The organism is Pseudomonas sp. S2_A02 (assembly GCF_054668495.1).
In genome coordinates, this window is sequence record NZ_CP162776.1 from 2493507 (window position 1) to 2509879 (window position 16373).

At 60.3% G+C, this 16373-nt stretch carries 15 protein-coding genes; 5 read left to right on the top strand and 10 right to left on the bottom strand.

The window, feature by feature from the left end:
• Nucleotides 1–68 precede the first annotated feature (68 nt).
• Together AB4O41_RS11525 and AB4O41_RS11530 are read right to left on the bottom strand one after the other, a co-directional pair.
• Nucleotides 69–3140, bottom strand: coding sequence for an efflux RND transporter permease subunit (locus tag AB4O41_RS11525; protein WP_460147799.1), 3072 nt, complete (start codon nucleotides 3138–3140; stop codon nucleotides 69–71).
• 6 nt (nucleotides 3141–3146) lie between these two features.
• Nucleotides 3147–4247 (bottom strand): efflux RND transporter periplasmic adaptor subunit, encoded by a 1101-nt coding sequence (locus AB4O41_RS11530; protein WP_460147800.1) that lies wholly within the window; start codon nucleotides 4245–4247, stop codon nucleotides 3147–3149.
• A 93-nt stretch (nucleotides 4248–4340) separates the two neighbouring features.
• Between AB4O41_RS11530 and AB4O41_RS11535 the strand changes: the two genes are divergently transcribed.
• Nucleotides 4341–4985 (top strand): TetR/AcrR family transcriptional regulator, encoded by a 645-nt coding sequence (locus tag AB4O41_RS11535; RefSeq protein WP_460147801.1) that lies wholly within the window; start codon nucleotides 4341–4343, stop codon nucleotides 4983–4985.
• Between the two features lie 120 nt (nucleotides 4986–5105).
• Here AB4O41_RS11535 and AB4O41_RS11540 read toward each other — a convergent pair whose 3' ends face one another.
• On the bottom strand, nucleotides 5106–5888 hold the full coding sequence (locus tag AB4O41_RS11540; protein WP_460147802.1) for a class I SAM-dependent methyltransferase: 783 nt from the start codon (nucleotides 5886–5888) through the stop codon (nucleotides 5106–5108).
• Between the two features lie 93 nt (nucleotides 5889–5981).
• Between AB4O41_RS11540 and AB4O41_RS11545 the strand changes: the two genes are divergently transcribed.
• Nucleotides 5982–6602, top strand: a complete 621-nt coding sequence (locus tag AB4O41_RS11545; protein WP_460147803.1) for an energy transducer TonB — start codon at nucleotides 5982–5984, stop codon at nucleotides 6600–6602.
• Nucleotides 6603–6606: 4 nt separating this feature from the next.
• On the opposite strand, the gene AB4O41_RS11550 is transcribed toward AB4O41_RS11545, so the two are convergent.
• From AB4O41_RS11550 to ppc, 7 genes are all read right to left on the bottom strand, one after another.
• On the bottom strand, nucleotides 6607–7302 hold the full coding sequence (locus AB4O41_RS11550) for an extensin-like domain-containing protein (protein WP_460147804.1): 696 nt from the start codon (nucleotides 7300–7302) through the stop codon (nucleotides 6607–6609).
• A gap of 2 nt (nucleotides 7303–7304) precedes the next feature.
• On the bottom strand, nucleotides 7305–8126 hold the full coding sequence (locus tag AB4O41_RS11555; RefSeq protein WP_460147805.1) for an isocitrate lyase/PEP mutase family protein: 822 nt from the start codon (nucleotides 8124–8126) through the stop codon (nucleotides 7305–7307).
• 102 nt (nucleotides 8127–8228) lie between these two features.
• Nucleotides 8229–9089, bottom strand: coding sequence for a DUF72 domain-containing protein (locus AB4O41_RS11560; RefSeq protein WP_460148333.1), 861 nt, complete (start codon nucleotides 9087–9089; stop codon nucleotides 8229–8231).
• Entirely contained in the window at nucleotides 9086–9391 is a 306-nt protein-coding gene (locus AB4O41_RS11565; RefSeq protein WP_427625696.1) for a hypothetical protein, read from the bottom strand. The genes AB4O41_RS11560 and AB4O41_RS11565 overlap by 4 nt, the downstream gene beginning before the upstream one ends.
• A 253-nt stretch (nucleotides 9392–9644) precedes the next feature.
• Nucleotides 9645–10319, bottom strand: coding sequence for a tRNA (adenosine(37)-N6)-threonylcarbamoyltransferase complex dimerization subunit type 1 TsaB (gene tsaB, locus AB4O41_RS11570; protein ID WP_460147806.1), 675 nt, complete (start codon nucleotides 10317–10319; stop codon nucleotides 9645–9647).
• A 93-nt stretch (nucleotides 10320–10412) separates the two neighbouring features.
• Nucleotides 10413–11060: an adenylate kinase gene (gene adk / locus AB4O41_RS11575; protein ID WP_460147807.1), complete on the bottom strand. Its 648-nt coding sequence runs from the start codon at nucleotides 11058–11060 to the stop codon at nucleotides 10413–10415.
• A 289-nt stretch (nucleotides 11061–11349) separates the two neighbouring features.
• Nucleotides 11350–13980 (bottom strand): phosphoenolpyruvate carboxylase, encoded by a 2631-nt coding sequence (gene ppc, locus AB4O41_RS11580; protein WP_460147808.1) that lies wholly within the window; start codon nucleotides 13978–13980, stop codon nucleotides 11350–11352.
• Nucleotides 13981–14198: 218 nt separating this feature from the next.
• On the opposite strand from ppc, the gene AB4O41_RS11585 reads away from it, so the two are divergent.
• The 3 genes from AB4O41_RS11585 to AB4O41_RS11595 all read left to right on the top strand — a co-directional run bounded on the left by AB4O41_RS11585 (nucleotide 14199) and on the right by AB4O41_RS11595 (nucleotide 16175).
• The gene (locus AB4O41_RS11585) at nucleotides 14199–14543 is read left to right on the top strand and encodes a pilin assembly protein (RefSeq protein ID WP_460147809.1); all 345 of its coding nucleotides are present in this window, start codon (nucleotides 14199–14201) and stop codon (nucleotides 14541–14543) included.
• Nucleotides 14544–14916: 373 nt separating this feature from the next.
• Nucleotides 14917–15330 carry a DUF4398 domain-containing protein gene (locus AB4O41_RS11590; RefSeq protein WP_460147810.1) on the top strand — a complete coding sequence of 138 codons (414 nt, stop codon included), beginning with the start codon at nucleotides 14917–14919 and terminating at the stop codon, nucleotides 15328–15330.
• Nucleotides 15331–15386: 56 nt separating this feature from the next.
• On the top strand, nucleotides 15387–16175 hold the full coding sequence (locus AB4O41_RS11595) for an OmpA family protein (RefSeq protein WP_460147811.1): 789 nt from the start codon (nucleotides 15387–15389) through the stop codon (nucleotides 16173–16175).
• Nucleotides 16176–16373 lie beyond the last annotated feature (198 nt).

Consider the following 16373-nt stretch of genomic DNA (forward strand, 5'->3'; position numbering starts at 1 on the left):
CGCCCTCACCGCAGCAATGGATATGTACTCGGCCCCCCATAACATGGTCGGCCCGAAGGCCGCCAAGATCACGCCGACTCCTTTTTGATTCGGAACCAAGCCGCATACAACGCCGGCAAAAACAGCAACGTCAACGCCGTCGCCACAATCAGCCCGCCCATGATCGCCACCGCCATCGGCCCGAAAAACACACTGCGTGACAATGGAATCATCGCCAACACCGCCGCCAACGCCGTCAGCACAATCGGTCGGAACCGCCGCACCGTCGCCTCGATAATCGCCTGCCAAGGCTTAAGCCCGGCAGCGATATCCTGCTCAATCTGATCCACCAGAATCACCGAGTTACGCATGATCATCCCGGACAAGGCGATAGTCCCGAGCATCGCCACAAAACCGAACGGCTGACGGAACACCATCAGAAACAGCGTCACACCAATCAGCCCCAGCGGTGCTGTCAGAAACACCATCACCGTGCGCGAGAAACTGCGCAGTTGCAGCATCAGCAACGTCAGCACCACCACGATGAACAACGGCACACCAGCCTTCACCGAGTTCTGCCCGCGAGCCGAGTCTTCTACCGTACCGCCGACGTCCAGCAGATAGCCGTCTGGCAGCTCGGCACGAATCGGATCGAGGGTCGGCATGATTTGCTGCACCAGCGTCGCCGGCTGTTCCTTGCCGTAGATGTCGGCGCGAACCGTCACGTTGGGCAGACGGTTACGGTGCCAGATGATGCCTTCTTCGAAGCCATACTCCAGCGTTGCAATCTGCGACAGCGCCACACTGCGACCGTTGTCAGTCGGCACCGCCAGACTTGGCAGCAACCCCAGCTCGGTGCGTTCATGCACCGTGCCGCGCAGCAGGATCTCGATCAACTCGTTGTCTTCGCGGTACTGGCTGACGCTGGCACCGGTCAGCGAGCTTCGCAGGAAGCCCGAGAGGTTTGCCGTGCTCACCCCCAGCGCTCGCGCGCGGTCCTGATCGACGTTCAGGTAAACGACTTTGCTCGGCTCTTCCCAGTCCAGATGCACGTTGACCACGTGCGGGTTCTCGCGAACCTTGGCCGCTACTTTACGGGCCAATGCGCGGACTTCCTCGATGTGCTCACCGGTCACCCGGAACTGCACCGGGTAACCAACTGGCGGGCCGTTCTCCAACCGCGTGACCCGCGAGCGCAAGGCCGGGAATTGTTCGTTGAGGGTTTCGATCAGCCAGGTTCGCAGGGTTTCGCGTTCCTCGATGGTCTTGGCCAGGACTACAAACTGGGCGAAGCTCGCTGCCGGAAGTTGCTGATCCAGCGGCAGGTAGAAACGCGGCGAACCGGTGCCAACATACGCCACGTAGTTGTCGATCCCGGCGTGATCCTTGAGCAGGCCTTCGAGGCGTTTGACCTCATCGGCGGTGTTGCTCAAGGACGCCCCTTCGGCCAGCTTCAGATCGACCATCAACTCCAGTCGCCCCGAAGCCGGGAAGAACTGCTGCGGCACGAAACGGAACAGCACCACTGACGCGACGAACATCACGATGGTCAGGACGATCACCGTTTTGCGCCGGCGCACGCACCATTCCACTAGCCGTCTGACGCGCTGATAGAACGGCGTGCCATAAGGGTCGGGGTGGCCGTCGCCGGTGCCATGTTTGGCGGCGTGAATTTTCGCCAGGTCAGGCAGGAGTTTTTCCCCCAGATAAGGCACAAAGACCACGGCGGCAACCCACGACGCCAACAACGCGATGGTTACCACCTGGAAGATCGAGCGGGTATATTCGCCAGTGCCCGATTGCGCGGTGGCAATCGGCAGGAAACCGGCAGCGGTGATCAACGTACCGGTGAGCATCGGGAACGCGGTGCTGGTCCAGGCATAGCTGGCGGCTTTGACCCGGTCGAAGCCCTGCTCCATTTTGATCGCCATCATTTCCACGGCGATGATCGCGTCGTCCACCAACAACCCCAGCGCCAGCACCAGCGCGCCGAGGGATATCTTGTGCAGGCCGATGCCAAGGTAGTACATGCAGGCGAAGGTCATCGCCAACACCAGTGGAATCGCCAGCGCCACGACCATGCCGGTGCGCACACCGAGGGAGAAGAAGCTCACCAACAGAACGATTGCCAGAGCCTCCACCAGCACCTGAACAAACTCGCCGACACCGGTTTTCACCGCAGCGGGTTGATCGGACACCTTGCGTAGCTGCATGCCGGCCGGGAGATTTTTCTGGATTCGGGCGAATTCGACTTCCAGCGCTTTACCCAGAATCAGAATGTCGCCACCGCCCTTCATGGCCACCGCCAAGCCGATGGCGTCTTCAGCCATGAAGCGCATGCGCGGCGCCGGTGGATCGTTGAAGCCACGACGAACGTTCGCGACATCGGCGATGCGGAACGTGCGATCACCAACGCGGATCGGGAAGTTCTTGATCTCGTCGACCGTCTGAAAATTCCCCGAAACCCGTAGCTGCAAACGCTCGCTGGTGGTTTCGAAGAAACCTGCGGTGGACATCGCGTTCTGCTCTTCAAGCGCCTGCTGCACCGTCGCCAACGGCAACCCGAGGGTGGCCAGTTTGACGTTGGACAGTTCGATCCAGATCTTCTCGTCCTGCAGCCCGATCAGATCGACCTTGCCCACATCCTTGACCCGTTGCAGTTGAATCTGGATGCGGTCGGCGTAGTCCTTGAGCACCGCGTAATCAAAACCTTCGCCGGTCAGGGCGTAGATGTTGCCGAATGTGGTGCCGAACTCATCGTTGAAGAAGGGCCCCTGGATGCCCGGAGGCAACGTGTGGCGAATGTCGCTGACCTTCTTGCGGACCTGATACCAGAGCTCCGGGATTTCCACCGAGTGCATCGAATCCCGAGCAACAAACGTGACCTGTGACTCACCCGGCCGGGAGAATGAAGCGATCCGGTCGTATTCGCCGGTTTCCATCAGTTTCTTTTCAATACGCTCGGTAACCTGGCGCGATACTTCCTCGGCCGTGGCGCCAGGCCAGTTGGTGCGAATCACCATGGCCTTGAAGGTGAACGGCGGGTCTTCACTTTGGCCGAGCTTGGTGTAGGACAACGCGCCGACGACGGCCAGCAAGAGCATCAGGAACAGTACGATCTGGCGGTTACGCAGCGCCCATTCGGAAAGATTGAAACCCATCGGGGATTACTCCTTGTGCGCCAGATTGACCACGCGGTTGGAGCGATCCACCGGGCGCACTTGCTGCCCGTCGTGAAGCACATGAACACCGGCTGCCACCACCCAATCGCTGGCGTTCAGGCCTTCGAGCACCGGCACGGTTTTCTCACCGAATGCACCGACCCGCACCGGGGCTTTTTTCAAGGTGTTGTTGGCGCCGAGCACCCACACATAGGTGGCACCGTTTTCCGCGGTGACCGCCGATAATGGCACCGACAACGCCACTACTTCGGCGGTCTGGATGAACACCCGGGCGCTCTGGCCCAGTTCGGCGGGAACCTTGCCGGCGGTAAAAGCGATACGGGCGGCGAAGGTGCGGGATTTCGGATCGGCCGCAGGCGACAGTTCACGGATGCGTCCGGGGAAACGTTGATCGGGTTGGGTCCAGAGTTCCACCGAGACCGGTTGGCCGACCTTGAAGCGACCGAAGCTCTGCTCCGGGAGACTGATCAACACTTCACGCTCGCCATCGGTGGCGAGGGTAAACACGGTTTGCCCGGCCGCGACCACTTGCCCGACTTCAACCGCACGTTTGGCCACCACGCCATCCTGCGGCGCACGCAGCACCGCGTAACTGGCCTGATTGGTCGATACGTTGAATTCGGCTTTGATTTGCTTGAGGCGTGCTTCACCGGAGCGGTAGAGGTTTTCCGCGTTGTCGTACTGCGAACGGCTGACCATCTGCCGCTCCATTAGGGTCTTGTAGCGATCACGCTCGGCGCGCACCAGGTTCAGGTTGGCTTCAGCGGCCGCGACTTGGGCACGGGTGGCTTCCAGTTGCAGGCGCACGTCCTGAGGATCGAGTTCCGCCAAGGGCTGGTCAGCCCTGACCCGCTGGCCTTCTTCGACCAGTCGTCGGCTGACTTTGCCGCCAATGCGAAAGGCCAGATCTGGCTCATAGCGCGCGCGAACTTCGCCGGGATAACTTTCCATGGCCTGAGCCGAAGGCTCTGGCTGTACGACCATGGCCGGGCGGACGGTGACTTGAGGCGCCTCTTCATGGCCACACGCAGACAATAAAAAAGCCAGACTGACCGGCAATGCGAGGGGCAAGGCATAGCGGAACATGGTGAAGGACCTTTCGCTAATGGTGCTTTGAATAATTATACTGACCAGTATGTTATTAATAGCAAACTCACCAGTCCAGTATTAAAGCGAAGAATGTCTAACAATCTTTCAACACCCAGCGGTCCAGGCCGTCCCAAGGATCTGGCCAAGCGCCAGGCAATCCTCGATGCGGCGAAAATCCTGTTTCTGAGTAAGGGCTACGCCAACACCAGCATGGATGCCGTGGCGGCCGAGGCCGGTGTGTCGAAGCTGACGGTCTACAGCCATTTCAATGACAAAGAGACGCTGTTCGCCGCCGCGGTGATGGCCAAGTGCGAGGAGCAACTGCCCACGCTGTTTTTTGAATTGCCGGACGGCATTGCCGTGGAAACCGTGCTGCTGAACATCGCGCACGGTTTTCATCAGCTAATCAACAGCGACGAATCAGTGAACCTGCACCGGCTGATGATGACGCTGGGCAGCCAGGACCCGAAACTCTCGGCAATCTTCTTCGAGGCCGGGCCAGAACGCATGTTGCACGGCATGGAGCGTTTGCTGGCCAAGGTCAATCGGAGCGGCGAGTTGAGCATCGATAAACCGCGCAATGCGGCAGAGCATTTCTTTTGCCTGCTCAAGGGCGCGGGGAATTTCCGGCTGCTGTATGGCTGTGGCGAGCCCGTGACCGGGGATGCGGCCGAGGCCCATGTGCAGGAAGTGGTGGGGTTGTTTATGCGGGCTTATCGGCCGGGGTCGGTCTGATGATCGTTCCCACGCTCTGCGTGGGAATGCAGCCCGGGACGCTCCGCGTCCCTTTCGAAGCGGACGCAGAGCGTCCATTGAGGCATTCCCACGCAGAGCGTGGGAACGATCAGTATCGAATCAGGACTTGAGCGCTTTCTTCGGATAGATGTCGTATCGGCTGGACTTGCCATCCAGCGCATGACTCGGCTTCGGCCCGTCGATGCACGGCGCCTTGCGTGGACGCTTGACCACCACCCGATGACTGGCCAGGGCCAACGCCGCTTCGAGCAGGGCCGGCGCATCCGGGTCATCGCCTACCAGCGGCCGGAACAGGCGCATTTCCTTCTTCACCAACGCGGTTTTCTCACGATGGGGAAACATTGGGTCGAGGTAGATCACCTGCGGCGGCTCGCCTTCCCAGTTGCGCATCACCTCGATCGAATTGCCCTTGAGCAAACGCATCCGCGCCACAATCGGCGCCACGTCGAAATCTTCCGCGCCGCGCGCCAGGCCATCTTCAAGCAACGCGCCGATCAGCGGCTGGCGCTCTATCAGGCTCATCTCGCAGCCCAGGCTGGCCAGCACGAACGCGTCCTTGCCCAACCCTGCCGTGGCGTCCAGCACGCGCGGGCGCACGCCCTGGGCGACGCCGACCGCTTTGGCGATCATCTGACCGCTGCCGCCACCGTACAACCGACGATGGGCCGCGCCGCCCTCGACAAAATCCACCCGCACCGGTCCCGGTGCGTCCGGCCCGAGTTGCTGCAGCTGCAACCCCTGCTCGCCCACCTGCAAGGCAAACTCGCCGTCATCCACCTGCAACGGCAACCCCAGGCGCTCGGCCCATTGCTCGGCCTGTGGCTGAAAGGTCGTGCCCAAGGCCTCGACATGAATGCGGCAGGCCGCAGGTTGCTCAATCATGGGGAAACACGCTCAAAAAATTAATGATCGGCAAAAACGGCCGATAACCAAACTATCGAGCATTTTGCCAGAGCTGAGCGTCGACCGAGAGAAATGTCAGACATTCAACGCACATCGATAGGTTATATCTCGCCCCACGGCGATTTTGGCCTGCGAAATTCCCAAGCACTGAGCGGCGTCAGTCACCTGTGGCAGGATTTTTTTGCCCAGGCCCTGGCCGATCAGTCGGGCGATGTCGTGCCGGAGTCTCTCAACTTTCCGCCGGTCGATCTCGACAGCCCGGTCGAACCGACCGTCGGCAGTGAGTTGCTGGCGCACATCATTTCCCAGCGCGAATGTGATGTGATCGAAACACCCATCCGCCCGCCAGAGCCGCTATTCCTGCCGATTGCCGAGTTCGAAATGGACCTGGCCGACAAACCGTTCCCGCCGTTCCCGCCGGAAGAAATCGTCGCCCAACAGAAACAACAGGACTTCGACAGCGGCTGGGTACGCCCGATCGTGCTCACCGCCGGTCAACCGCTGCCAGAGCCTGGCACCGCAGCGCAACCGCGTCCGCTGCACTTGCCAATCGCCGAGTTCGAACTCGATCTGCTGGACAAGCCGTTCCCGCCGTTCTCGCCCGAAGATCTGGTGGAGCAACAGAAGCAATTCGATTTCGATAACGGCTGGGCACGCCCAATCGTTCTGCAGAACCTGCGCATCGCCGCATAATCCTTCAGCGACACCGCCACCACGGCCCGACATCCACATGAAAGTGATTGCGATGGGCGGCGTTGTAGTCCGGGCTCAATACCACGCTGAATATGTCGCAAGCGCCGTCGCGGACCTGACGGAGAAATCGCGCGTCCTGATTATCCTTCGGCCAATCCTTGAGCACGCTGATGAATCGGCCGTCCGCCAGCCGGAATCCGCTGATATCCAGCGCATCGGCCGTGGCATGCTGGCTGCGTCTGCTGTTTTCGCGGTTGTAGACGTTGCGACAGGCAAAGCTGCCGAGATGGTCGACCCGTTTCACAGCCTGCCCGTAGACAGCCTGAGCCGCCGGTTGCAGGGCGTGGCGCTCGAACAAGGCAAACGCTACCGCCAGGCTGCAACTGGCGAGGAAACTGCTGCTCAGCGCCGCCTCGCCACCTTGCACACGTAAGGTGTTGGTCAACGGGCAGGCTGCGTCCGGGCTGTCGGCCTGATGGCTTACACGTAATCCGGAGCTGCTCAGGGCCTGATCGCATAACTGCGGATCATCGCGCAGACGCATCAGTTTGTAGCGGGTCAGCAGGTTCGGTTCGGCCTTCACGTCCAGCGGCGCCCAAGGGTTCCATTGCGGGGGAATGGAAACCCAGCCGCGCCAGACGCTCAACCCGGCAGCGCCGATGATCAATAGCACCAGCAACAGCCCCCAGCGAAACCGCATCGTTAGCCTTTGAACAATTGATTGGCCTTCTGGAACGGCATCGACCGGGAGGTAAAACCGAAGGTCCCGTGTTGCTGGATTTCCTCGGCGGCACGGAAGAACTCGCCATACGCCGCCAAGGCCAGGGCCGAACCGACGCTGATGCGTTTGACGCCCATTTCACTCAACTGCTCGACCGTCAGCTTGAGCCCACCGGACATCAACACATTGACCGGTTTCGGCGCCACGGCACGGACCACCGCCAAGACCTCTTCAGCGCTGCGCAGGCCCGGCGCGTAAAGCACGTCGGCCCCCGCCTCGGCAAATGCCTGCAAGCGGCGAATAGTATCGTCGAGGTCAGGATTGCCATGCAGATAGTTCTCGGCACGCGCCGTCAGCACGAAGGGAAAAGACAAGCTGCGAGCTGCGGCTACGGCAGCTTCAATACGCGCCACGGCATGGTCGAAGCAGTAGATCGGACCGTCCTCACGCCCCGTGGCATCTTCGATCGAACCGCCGACCGCACCGGCCTTGGCGGCCCGCACAATACTTTGGGCGCAGTCGGCGGGGGCGTCGGCAAAACCGTTTTCGAGGTCCACCGCGACCGGCAGATCAGTGGCCGCGACAATCGCCTCAACGTTCGCCAGAGTCTCGTCGAGCGTCAACCCACCATCGGGACGGCCCCGGGAAAAGGCGTAACCGGCACTGGTGGTCGCCAGCGCCTCGAAGCCAAGGCTGGCGAGCATTTTCGCCGAGCCGGCGTCCCAAGGGTTGGGAATGACAAAAGCGCCCTCGCGTTCGTGCAGTGCTTTGAACGCCTGGGCTCGAAGGGTTTGCGCATCCATTGGCAGGCTCCTGAAAAAGGGGAAAGATAAACCGCTTTTCGTAGGAGCCAGGCTTGCCGGCGAAGGCGCTCTTAAGGATGCCTTCGCCGGCAAGCCTGGCTCCTACAGCAAGCCAAGTTGCTCGGCGGCGGGTTCTCTGTATAGCTCAGGCAGCGGCGGCAAGCCAGGCAAACGCAGCATCAGTTGTGCGTGAAAACGTTGGGCGAGTTTTGCGGCCAGCAGGTTATCGGCGGTGTGCAGGAAGATATAGGGCGTGCGGCCCTCTTCGATCCAGACAGCGATTTTCTCGACCCACGGCACCAGGAACGGATCGTTGGCTTCCAGCTGCGGATGGCCGATGAAACGCACCTGTGGGAATTGAGTAAACGCAGCAGGACGAGGCGGCACCCTGGGCTTTTTCGATTGGGCGTGGAGCACCGAAGGATCGCTCGAGGTGCAGCTGAACAGCGCTCGCGGATCGAGGCAGATACGCTCGACACCGCGGTCCAGCAACAGACGATTGAGCATTCGCTCGGCATCGCCCTTGGCGAAGAACTCATCGTGCCGCACTTCGACCGCCAAAGGCCGGTCCACCGCGTCGATAAAAACGGCTAGCTCGGACAAGCGCTGAGGGGTGAAGCTTTTCGATAATTGCAGCCAGAGGGGAGAAACCCGCTCACCCAGAGGGCTGAGCAATTGCAGGAAGGTTTCGGCGGCGGTCAATTGTTCGCGCAGGTCACCGCTGTGGCTGATGTCGCCGGGGAACTTGGCGGTAAAGCGAAAGTGCTCGGGCATGGTCTCGGCCCAACGCTGCACGGTGCCGGCAGAGGGGCTCGCGTAGAAGGTCGTATTGCCTTCCACGGCGTTGAACACTTGAGAATAAAGATTGAGAAACTCGGCGGGCCTGGCGTCTTGCGGATACAAGTAATCGCGCCAGGTGTTTTCACTCCAGGATGGGCAGCCGAGGTAGTAAGGCAGCATCAGATGTACAGATCGAGACCCAGTACATCCGCATCCCAATCGACAAAAGTGGCGGTGCTCAGGTAGCTGGCCAGTGCCATCGCCACGCTTTTGCTCATGGCGCGGTGATAAATCATGTCTTGTTGACGAGCGGGGAGATTGCTCAGGCGTTGCGCGGAGGCTTTGGCGGCGCGGGCGGCCAATTGCTCTTCGGTAGGGAATTCCAGCTCGCCGTCGATATCGACGGAGTCATCCTCAGACACATGGCCTTTGCGAGGTTTGCGCTTGATGGGGTAGGACTGAGAGGAAAGGCCGTCTATACGCATAAGTGCATGCTCGGTATCGATGATGGCAGCTTAGTGGCACATCGCCCACTTCGCAAACTGCCGAGTGATAACTAGAACACAGAAAAGCGAAAAGGTTTAAAAGCGGCGGGTAGAAAACTGACGATTGGCTATCACTGGGAGATCGCCTTCGCGGGCAAGCCTCGCTCCTACAGGATATCGCCGATATTTCGACTGGCTACAAAACCTGTAGGAGCGAGGCTTGCCCGCGAAGGGATCAACTCGATATCAAGGATTAACGCGCTTTGGGCGTCGCAACTTTATCGCGCAGATACACCGGCTGCGCCTCATCAGCCACGATCGCTTCGCCGCGTTCCCAGGCAAAGCGCGCCAGAGTCAGCAGGTCTTCGGCGTGGGGCAGCATGCCCGCATCTTGCCCGCTCAGGTTGACGGCAATGCGCTCTGCATACCCCCAACCGGTGCCCGCGCCGAACCACTCGCCGCTGGCATCGGCCGGCAATGCGGCGACTTCGGGCGGTAACACAGCTTCGTTGCCCACCAACCGCATCTCCCCCGCCGTTTCGCGGTAGCAACCCCAATACACCTCATCCATGCGCGCATCGATAGCCGCCGCGACCTGGCTGACGCCGTGTTCGCGATAGGCCCGCTGGGCAAGTACGGCGAGATTGGAGACTGGCAACACCGGGCGATCCAGCGCAAACGCCAAGCCCTGGACCACGCCGATGGCGATCCGCACACCGGTGAATGCGCCCGGACCACGGCCGAACGCAATGGCATCGACCGCTTGCAGCGTGGTCCCGGCATCGGCCAGCAGTTGCTGGATCATCGGCAGCAGCTTCTGCGCATGCAGGCGCGGGATCACCTCGTAATGACTCGTGACTTTGCCGTTATGCAGCAAAGCAACGGAGCAAGCTTCAGTCGCGGTGTCCAGGGCCAGCAAGGTGCTCATCGATGTTTCCGTAAGAGAGGTCTGAAAAAGTGCGCCAGTATAAACAACTACGGCCCGCAAGCGGGCCGTAGAAGATGAAGCCGATCAGACTTTTCAGCTCAGTGCTTCAAGCACCTTGCCGGTGATCACTTCAACCGAGCCAACACCCGGAATATGGCTGTATTTCGGCTTGCCCTGCGCAGAGGACAGCCCCTGGTAGAACTCCACCAGTGGTTTGGTCTGGGAGTGGTAGACAGACAGGCGATGACGCACGGTTTCTTCGGTGTCGTCCTTGCGCTGCACCAGCTCTTCGCCGGTGATGTCGTCTTTGCCGGCGATTTTTGGCGGGTTGTAGACGGTGTGGTACACGCGGCCGCTGGCCTCGTGAACGCGACGACCGGCGATACGTTGAACGATTTCTTCGTCATCGACGGCGATTTCGACCACGTTGTCCAGCTCCACACCAGCTTCTACCAGCGCTTCAGCTTGCGGAATGGTGCGCGGGAAACCGTCGAACAGGAAACCGTTGGCACAGTCAGGCTGCGCGATACGGTCCTTGACCAAGGCGATGATCAGATCGTCAGAGACCAGACCACCAGCATCCATGATGCCTTTGGCTTTAACGCCCAGCTCGGTACCGGCTTTTACAGCAGCACGCAGCATGTCGCCGGTGGAGATTTGCGGAATGCCGAATTTCTCGGTGATGAACTTAGCCTGAGTACCTTTACCGGCCCCGGGAGCTCCCAGCAGAATGACGCGCATCGATGTGCTCCTCAATTTTTTATATAGATAACGTCAGATTCGCCTCGTGGGGCCAATCTCAAAAATAGGATCGCGACCGCCCAAACGGCCAAAGGCTGATCAAGATACACAGCAGGCCCTGCCCACACAAGCCGCCGAAAGTCGGAGAAACCTGCATCTGACGAGCCCCTGCGAAGGGGTACCCCAAGTCGCAACCCCATCATTAACTGTCGCGTGACAGACCTTTTCGACCGCTCGCCAGCAGGCACTCGACGCTCGCGCCGGGTGCCTGTCCCCCACGACAAAAACCTTAGCCGGTATTTCGCAAACCGGCGGCAATCCCCGCCACAGACACCAGCAGCGCCTGTTCTACCGGGCTGCCCTGGGCTACATCCTGTTGCCGCGAACGTGCCAACAGTTCGGCCTGCAATAGATGCAGCGGGTCGAGATAAGTGTTGCGCAGGCGGATGAATTCAAGGGTGGCAGGGCTATGTGCCAGTAGCTGCGACTGACCGGTCAACCCCAGGACCACCGCACACGCCTGCGACAATAGGTCGCGTAAATGCGCGCCCAAAGGAAGCAGTTCCGGCTCGACCAGGCGCTCATCGTAAGATTGAGCGATATCGGCGTCGGCCTTGGCCAGCACCATTTCCAGCATGTCGATGCGGGTACGGAAGAACGGCCACTGCTCGCGCATCTGCCCCAGCAGCTCACCCTCGCCACGCTCCAGTGCCTTGCTCAATGCCGCTTCCCAGCCAAGCCAGGCCGGCAACATCAGGCGCGTCTGGGTCCAGCCGAAGATCCATGGAATGGCGCGCAGGCTTTCAATCCCGCCAGCGCGGCGCTTGGCCGGGCGGCTGCCCAAAGGCAAACGCCCCAGCTCCTGCTCCGGAGTGGACTGGCGGAAATACTCGACGAACTGCGGATTTTCCCGCACCACGGCGCGGTAAGCCTTGACGCCATCGACGGCCAATTCGTCCATCAAATGCCGCCAGGCAGGCTCAGGCGGAGGCGGTGGCAGCAAGGTCGCCTCCAGCACCGCCGCCAGGTACAGATTGAGGTTTTGCTCGGCGATGTCCGGCAGGCCGAATTTGAAACGAATCATTTCCCCCTGCTCGGTGGTGCGGAAACGCCCCGCCACCGACCCCGGCGGCTGCGACAGAATCGCCGCGTGCGCCGGGCCACCGCCACGGCCCACGGTGCCACCGCGACCATGGAACAACAGTAGTTCCACTTGTTGTTCGCGACAGATGTCGACCAAGCGCTCCTGCGCCCGATACTGCGCCCAGGCCGCTGCGGTGGTGCCGGCGTCCTTGGCCGAGTCGGAATAACCGATCATCACTTCCTGCGGCCCTTGCAGGCGCGAGCGATAGCCCGGCAGCAGCAAGAGTTTTTCAATCACCGGGCCGGCGTTATCGAGGTCAGCTAGGGTTTCGAACAGCGGCACCACGCGCATCGGCCGCAATACGCCGGATTCTTTGAGCAGTAATTGCACAGCCAGCACGTCAGAAGCGGCACCGGCCATGGAAATCACATACGAACCGAGGGAGGCCCCCGGTGCCGCGGCGATTTCCCGGCACGTCGCCAGCACTTCGGCGGTGTCGGCGGACGGCTTGAAGTACGCCGGCAGCAATGGCCGGCGATTGTTCAGTTCACGCATCAGGAAGGCGATGCGATCCTCTTCGCTCCAGTCCTCATAACGGCCCAGGCCGAGGTAATCGGTGATTTCGGTCATGGCCGCTGTGTGGCGCGACGAGTCTTGTCGCACATCGAGGCGCACCAGAAACAGCCCGAACGTCACCGCGCGGCGCAGGCAATCGAGCAACGGGCCATCGGCGATGACGCCCATGCCGCACTCATGCAGCGAGTGATAGCAGAGCTCCAGCGGGTCCAGTAGGTCACGATTGTTTTGCAGCACATCGGCCGACGCTGGCGTGGTTGCCGTCAGGGATGCGTGGGCCCAATTACGGGTCGCGCGCAAGCGTTCACGCAGTTGTTTGAGTACTGCGCGGTAAGGCTCGGCGCTGTCGCCGGCCTTGGCTTTCAGCTCGCCACTGGCCTGCTGCATCGACAACTCGGCGGCGAGGTGATCAACATCGCGCAGATACAAATCGGCGGCCATCCAGCGCGCCAGCAGCAACACTTCACGGGTCACGGCGGCGGTGACGTTGGGGTTGCCGTCGCGATCGCCGCCCATCCATGAGGCAAAGCGAATCGGCGCAGCCTCCAGTGGCAAGTGCAGGCCAGTGGCGGCATGCAGAGCCTGATCGGCCTTGCGCAAATAATTGGGAATCGCCTGCCACAGCGAATGCTCGATCACCGCAAAGCCCCACTTGGCTTCGTCCACTGGCGTGGGACGGGTACGGCGGATTTCTTCGGTGTGCCAGGCTTCAGCGATCAGGCGCTGTAACTTCGTCTTGATCTGCTCGCGCTCGGCGCTGGTCAGGTCACGGTGGTCCTGAGCGGCCAGTTGCGCGGCGATCGCGTCGTACTTCTGAATCAGCGTGCGACGCGCCACTTCGGTAGGATGCGCGGTCAATACCAGCTCGATTTCCAGCCGCCCCAATTGCCGCGCCAGGGACTCGGCATCATGCCCAGCAGTCAGCAGGCGAGCGAGCAGTTCCGGCAATACCCGGGCCTCGAACGGCGCGGGTTGTGATTCTTCGCGGCGATGAATCAGCTGATATTGCTCGGCGATATTGGCCAGGTTGAGGAACTGGTTGAACGCTCGCGCCACCGGCAGCAACTCGTCTTCGCTCAACTGGTTGAGGCTGGCGCTGAGTTCGGCGTCCATCGAACCGCGACGGTCGGCCTTGGCGCCTTTGCGGATCTGCTCGATCTTGTCGAGAAAGTCGTCCCCGTACTGCTCACGAATGGTATTGCCCAACAGCTCACCCAACAGGTGAACGTCCTCGCGCAAGCGTGCATCAATATCGGTCATCAGCAATTCTCCAGCGAAAATCCGGGGCGGCTATGCTTGGTTGTTAGAGGCTCTGATATAGAGAGTGCCGTCGTAAAGCGCTTCTTACAAGCTGACGAAGGGACTTCAAACACAGGGCGTTACAGCTAGTCTCAACAATAAGCCGTACAACGGTTTGCCGCCGGCCACCGCCGCACACTCACCCGGCCTGCCACGAGCAGGTGCGCCATGAGGTCATTATGAAAATCCGCGAGCTCGCCAAGCACTGGGAAGAAAATGCCAAGGGTCGCCTGACCGACTCGGGCTACACGATTCGTCTGGACGTGGAGGCCGCCGCACGGCTGGCGGCGATTATCGAGATGTACCCCAAACGGCACCCCGAAGAACTGCTCGGCGAGTTGATCGGCGCCGCCCTCGAAGATCTCGAAGCGAGTTTTCCGTACGTGAAAGGCTCAACGGTGGTGGCCACTGACGAAGAAGGCGACCCGCTGTACGAAGACGTCGGTGCGACCCCGCGTTTTCTCGCCTTGTCCCGGCGTCATTTGCATGATTTGTCGGACGATAACGACACGCAAAAACACTGAATTTGCCGCCGAACTTGTGGGAGCGGGCTTGCTCGCGAAAGCGGTGTGTCAGACAACAGAGATGCTGAATGTTAAGCCGCTTTCGCGAGCAAGCCCGCTCCCACATTGGCTTGCATACTCCTTCGATAATTGCGTATTCCCGGGCCATGAAACGGTCGGGTATACCACTGCATATCGCTAAAATTCCCAGTTTAGAGCCTTGCCTTCTCGATCAGGTTTTTTCGGGCGATAGGCCATCTTCTCTGAACTTTTGAAAAACACTTCGGGTCAACCCAATAACCACGCCTGGGACGGCCGTTTCAAAATGCTCTGGAAATTGAAGGTTGCGGCTCCTTGCCCAGGATGGATTCAGATGTTTTTCAGGAGTTATCCAATGGAGTTGAAGACCATGAAGACCAGCACCGCATCATCCTCGTTTACCCACCTGCGCGGTCTCAAACTGGCGGCCCTGACCATCGGCAGCAGCTTCGTTCTGGCCGGTTGCGCCGGTAACCCGCCGAGCGAGCAATACGCCGTCACCCAATCTGCCGTGAACAACGCTGTCAGCGCCGGCGGTACCGAATTCGCCGCGGTAGAAATGAAGGCCGCCCAGGACAAGCTCAAACAAGCCGAAATCGCCATGCATGACAAAAAGTATGACGAAGCCAGAATGCTGGCCGAGCAAGCCGAGTGGGACGCCCGCGTCGCCGAGCGCAAAGCTCAGGCGATGAAAGCCGAACAAGCTGTGAAGGACTCCCAGAAAGGTGTTCAGGAACTGCGTCAGGAAAGTCAGCGCCCCGTGCAGTAAGCGCGCATCCCGATTTTCAGACCTGAAACTCTTATCGATAGAAAGGACGAACCATTATGCGCAAACAATTGATGATCCCCGCCCTCCTGGCCGCAAGTGTTGCACTGGCTGCCTGCTCCACACCGCCCAACGCGAACCTGGAGCAAGCCCGCACCAACTACGCCGGCCTGCAAGCCAACCCGCAAGCCAGCAAAGTCGCGGCGCTGGAAACCAAAGACGCCAGCGAATACCTGGACAAGGCCGACAAGGCTTACCAGGACAGGGAAGACCAGGCCAAGGTCGACCAACTGGCTTACCTGACCAATCAGCGCGTTGAAGTGGCCAAACAGACCATCGCCCTGCGCACCGCTGAAAACGACCTGAAAAATGCAGCTGCACAACGGGCTCAGGCTCGTCTGGAAGCCCGCGACCAGCAAATCAAACAGCTGCAAGACAGCCTGAACGCCAAACAGACCGATCGCGGCACGTTGGTAACGTTTGGTGATGTGCTGTTCGCCACCAACAAGGCGGAACTGAAGTCCAACGGTTTGGTGAATATCAACAAACTGGCGCAGTTCCTTCAGGAAAACCCGGACCGTAAAGTGATCGTCGAAGGCTACACCGATAGCACCGGCTCGGCGTCGTACAACCAGTCGCTGTCCGAGCGTCGTGCGACCTCGGTGCAAGTGGCCCTGATCAAGATGGGTGTCGACCCTGCGCGCATCGTGGCCCAGGGTTATGGCAAGGAATACCCGGTTGCGGAGAACTCCAGTGTTTCGGGCCGCGCAATGAACCGTCGGGTGGAAGTGACCATTTCCAACGACAATCAGCCGGTCGTACCGCGTTCGGCGATCAGCGCCAAGTAAGCGGACCACGCTGATACTTAAAAGCCCCGCCTGAATTGATCAGGCGGGGCTCTTTTTATTTGACGATCACTGAACCTGTGGGAGCGGGCTTGCTCGCGAAAGCGGTCTGTCAAACAACAGAGATGTTGAATGTTATGCCGCTTTCGCGAGCAAGCCCGCTCCCACATTGGATCTTCGGTGAACACAGCATTTGTGTAC

Coding starts and splice junctions, on each gene's coding strand:
- tsaB (WP_460147806.1), bottom strand. CDS start 10,319: ATGAGCACCTTGCTGGCCCTGGACACCGCGACTGAAGCTTGCTCCGTT.
- AB4O41_RS11530 (WP_460147800.1), bottom strand. CDS start 4,247: ATGTTCCGCTATGCCTTGCCCCTCGCATTGCCGGTCAGTCTGGCTTTT.
- AB4O41_RS11565 (WP_427625696.1), bottom strand. CDS start 9,391: ATGCGTATAGACGGCCTTTCCTCTCAGTCCTACCCCATCAAGCGCAAA.
- ppc (WP_460147808.1), bottom strand. CDS start 13,980: ATGACCGATATTGATGCACGCTTGCGCGAGGACGTTCACCTGTTGGGT.
- AB4O41_RS11550 (WP_460147804.1), bottom strand. CDS start 7,302: ATGCGGTTTCGCTGGGGGCTGTTGCTGGTGCTATTGATCATCGGCGCT.
- adk (WP_460147807.1), bottom strand. CDS start 11,060: ATGCGCGTCATTCTGCTGGGAGCTCCCGGGGCCGGTAAAGGTACTCAG.
- AB4O41_RS11540 (WP_460147802.1), bottom strand. CDS start 5,888: ATGATTGAGCAACCTGCGGCCTGCCGCATTCATGTCGAGGCCTTGGGC.
- AB4O41_RS11585 (WP_460147809.1), top strand. CDS start 14,199: ATGAAAATCCGCGAGCTCGCCAAGCACTGGGAAGAAAATGCCAAGGGT.
- AB4O41_RS11590 (WP_460147810.1), top strand. CDS start 14,917: ATGGAGTTGAAGACCATGAAGACCAGCACCGCATCATCCTCGTTTACC.
- AB4O41_RS11595 (WP_460147811.1), top strand. CDS start 15,387: ATGCGCAAACAATTGATGATCCCCGCCCTCCTGGCCGCAAGTGTTGCA.
- AB4O41_RS11555 (WP_460147805.1), bottom strand. CDS start 8,126: ATGGATGCGCAAACCCTTCGAGCCCAGGCGTTCAAAGCACTGCACGAA.
- AB4O41_RS11545 (WP_460147803.1), top strand. CDS start 5,982: ATGTCAGACATTCAACGCACATCGATAGGTTATATCTCGCCCCACGGC.
- AB4O41_RS11535 (WP_460147801.1), top strand. CDS start 4,341: ATGTCTAACAATCTTTCAACACCCAGCGGTCCAGGCCGTCCCAAGGAT.
- AB4O41_RS11525 (WP_460147799.1), bottom strand. CDS start 3,140: ATGGGTTTCAATCTTTCCGAATGGGCGCTGCGTAACCGCCAGATCGTA.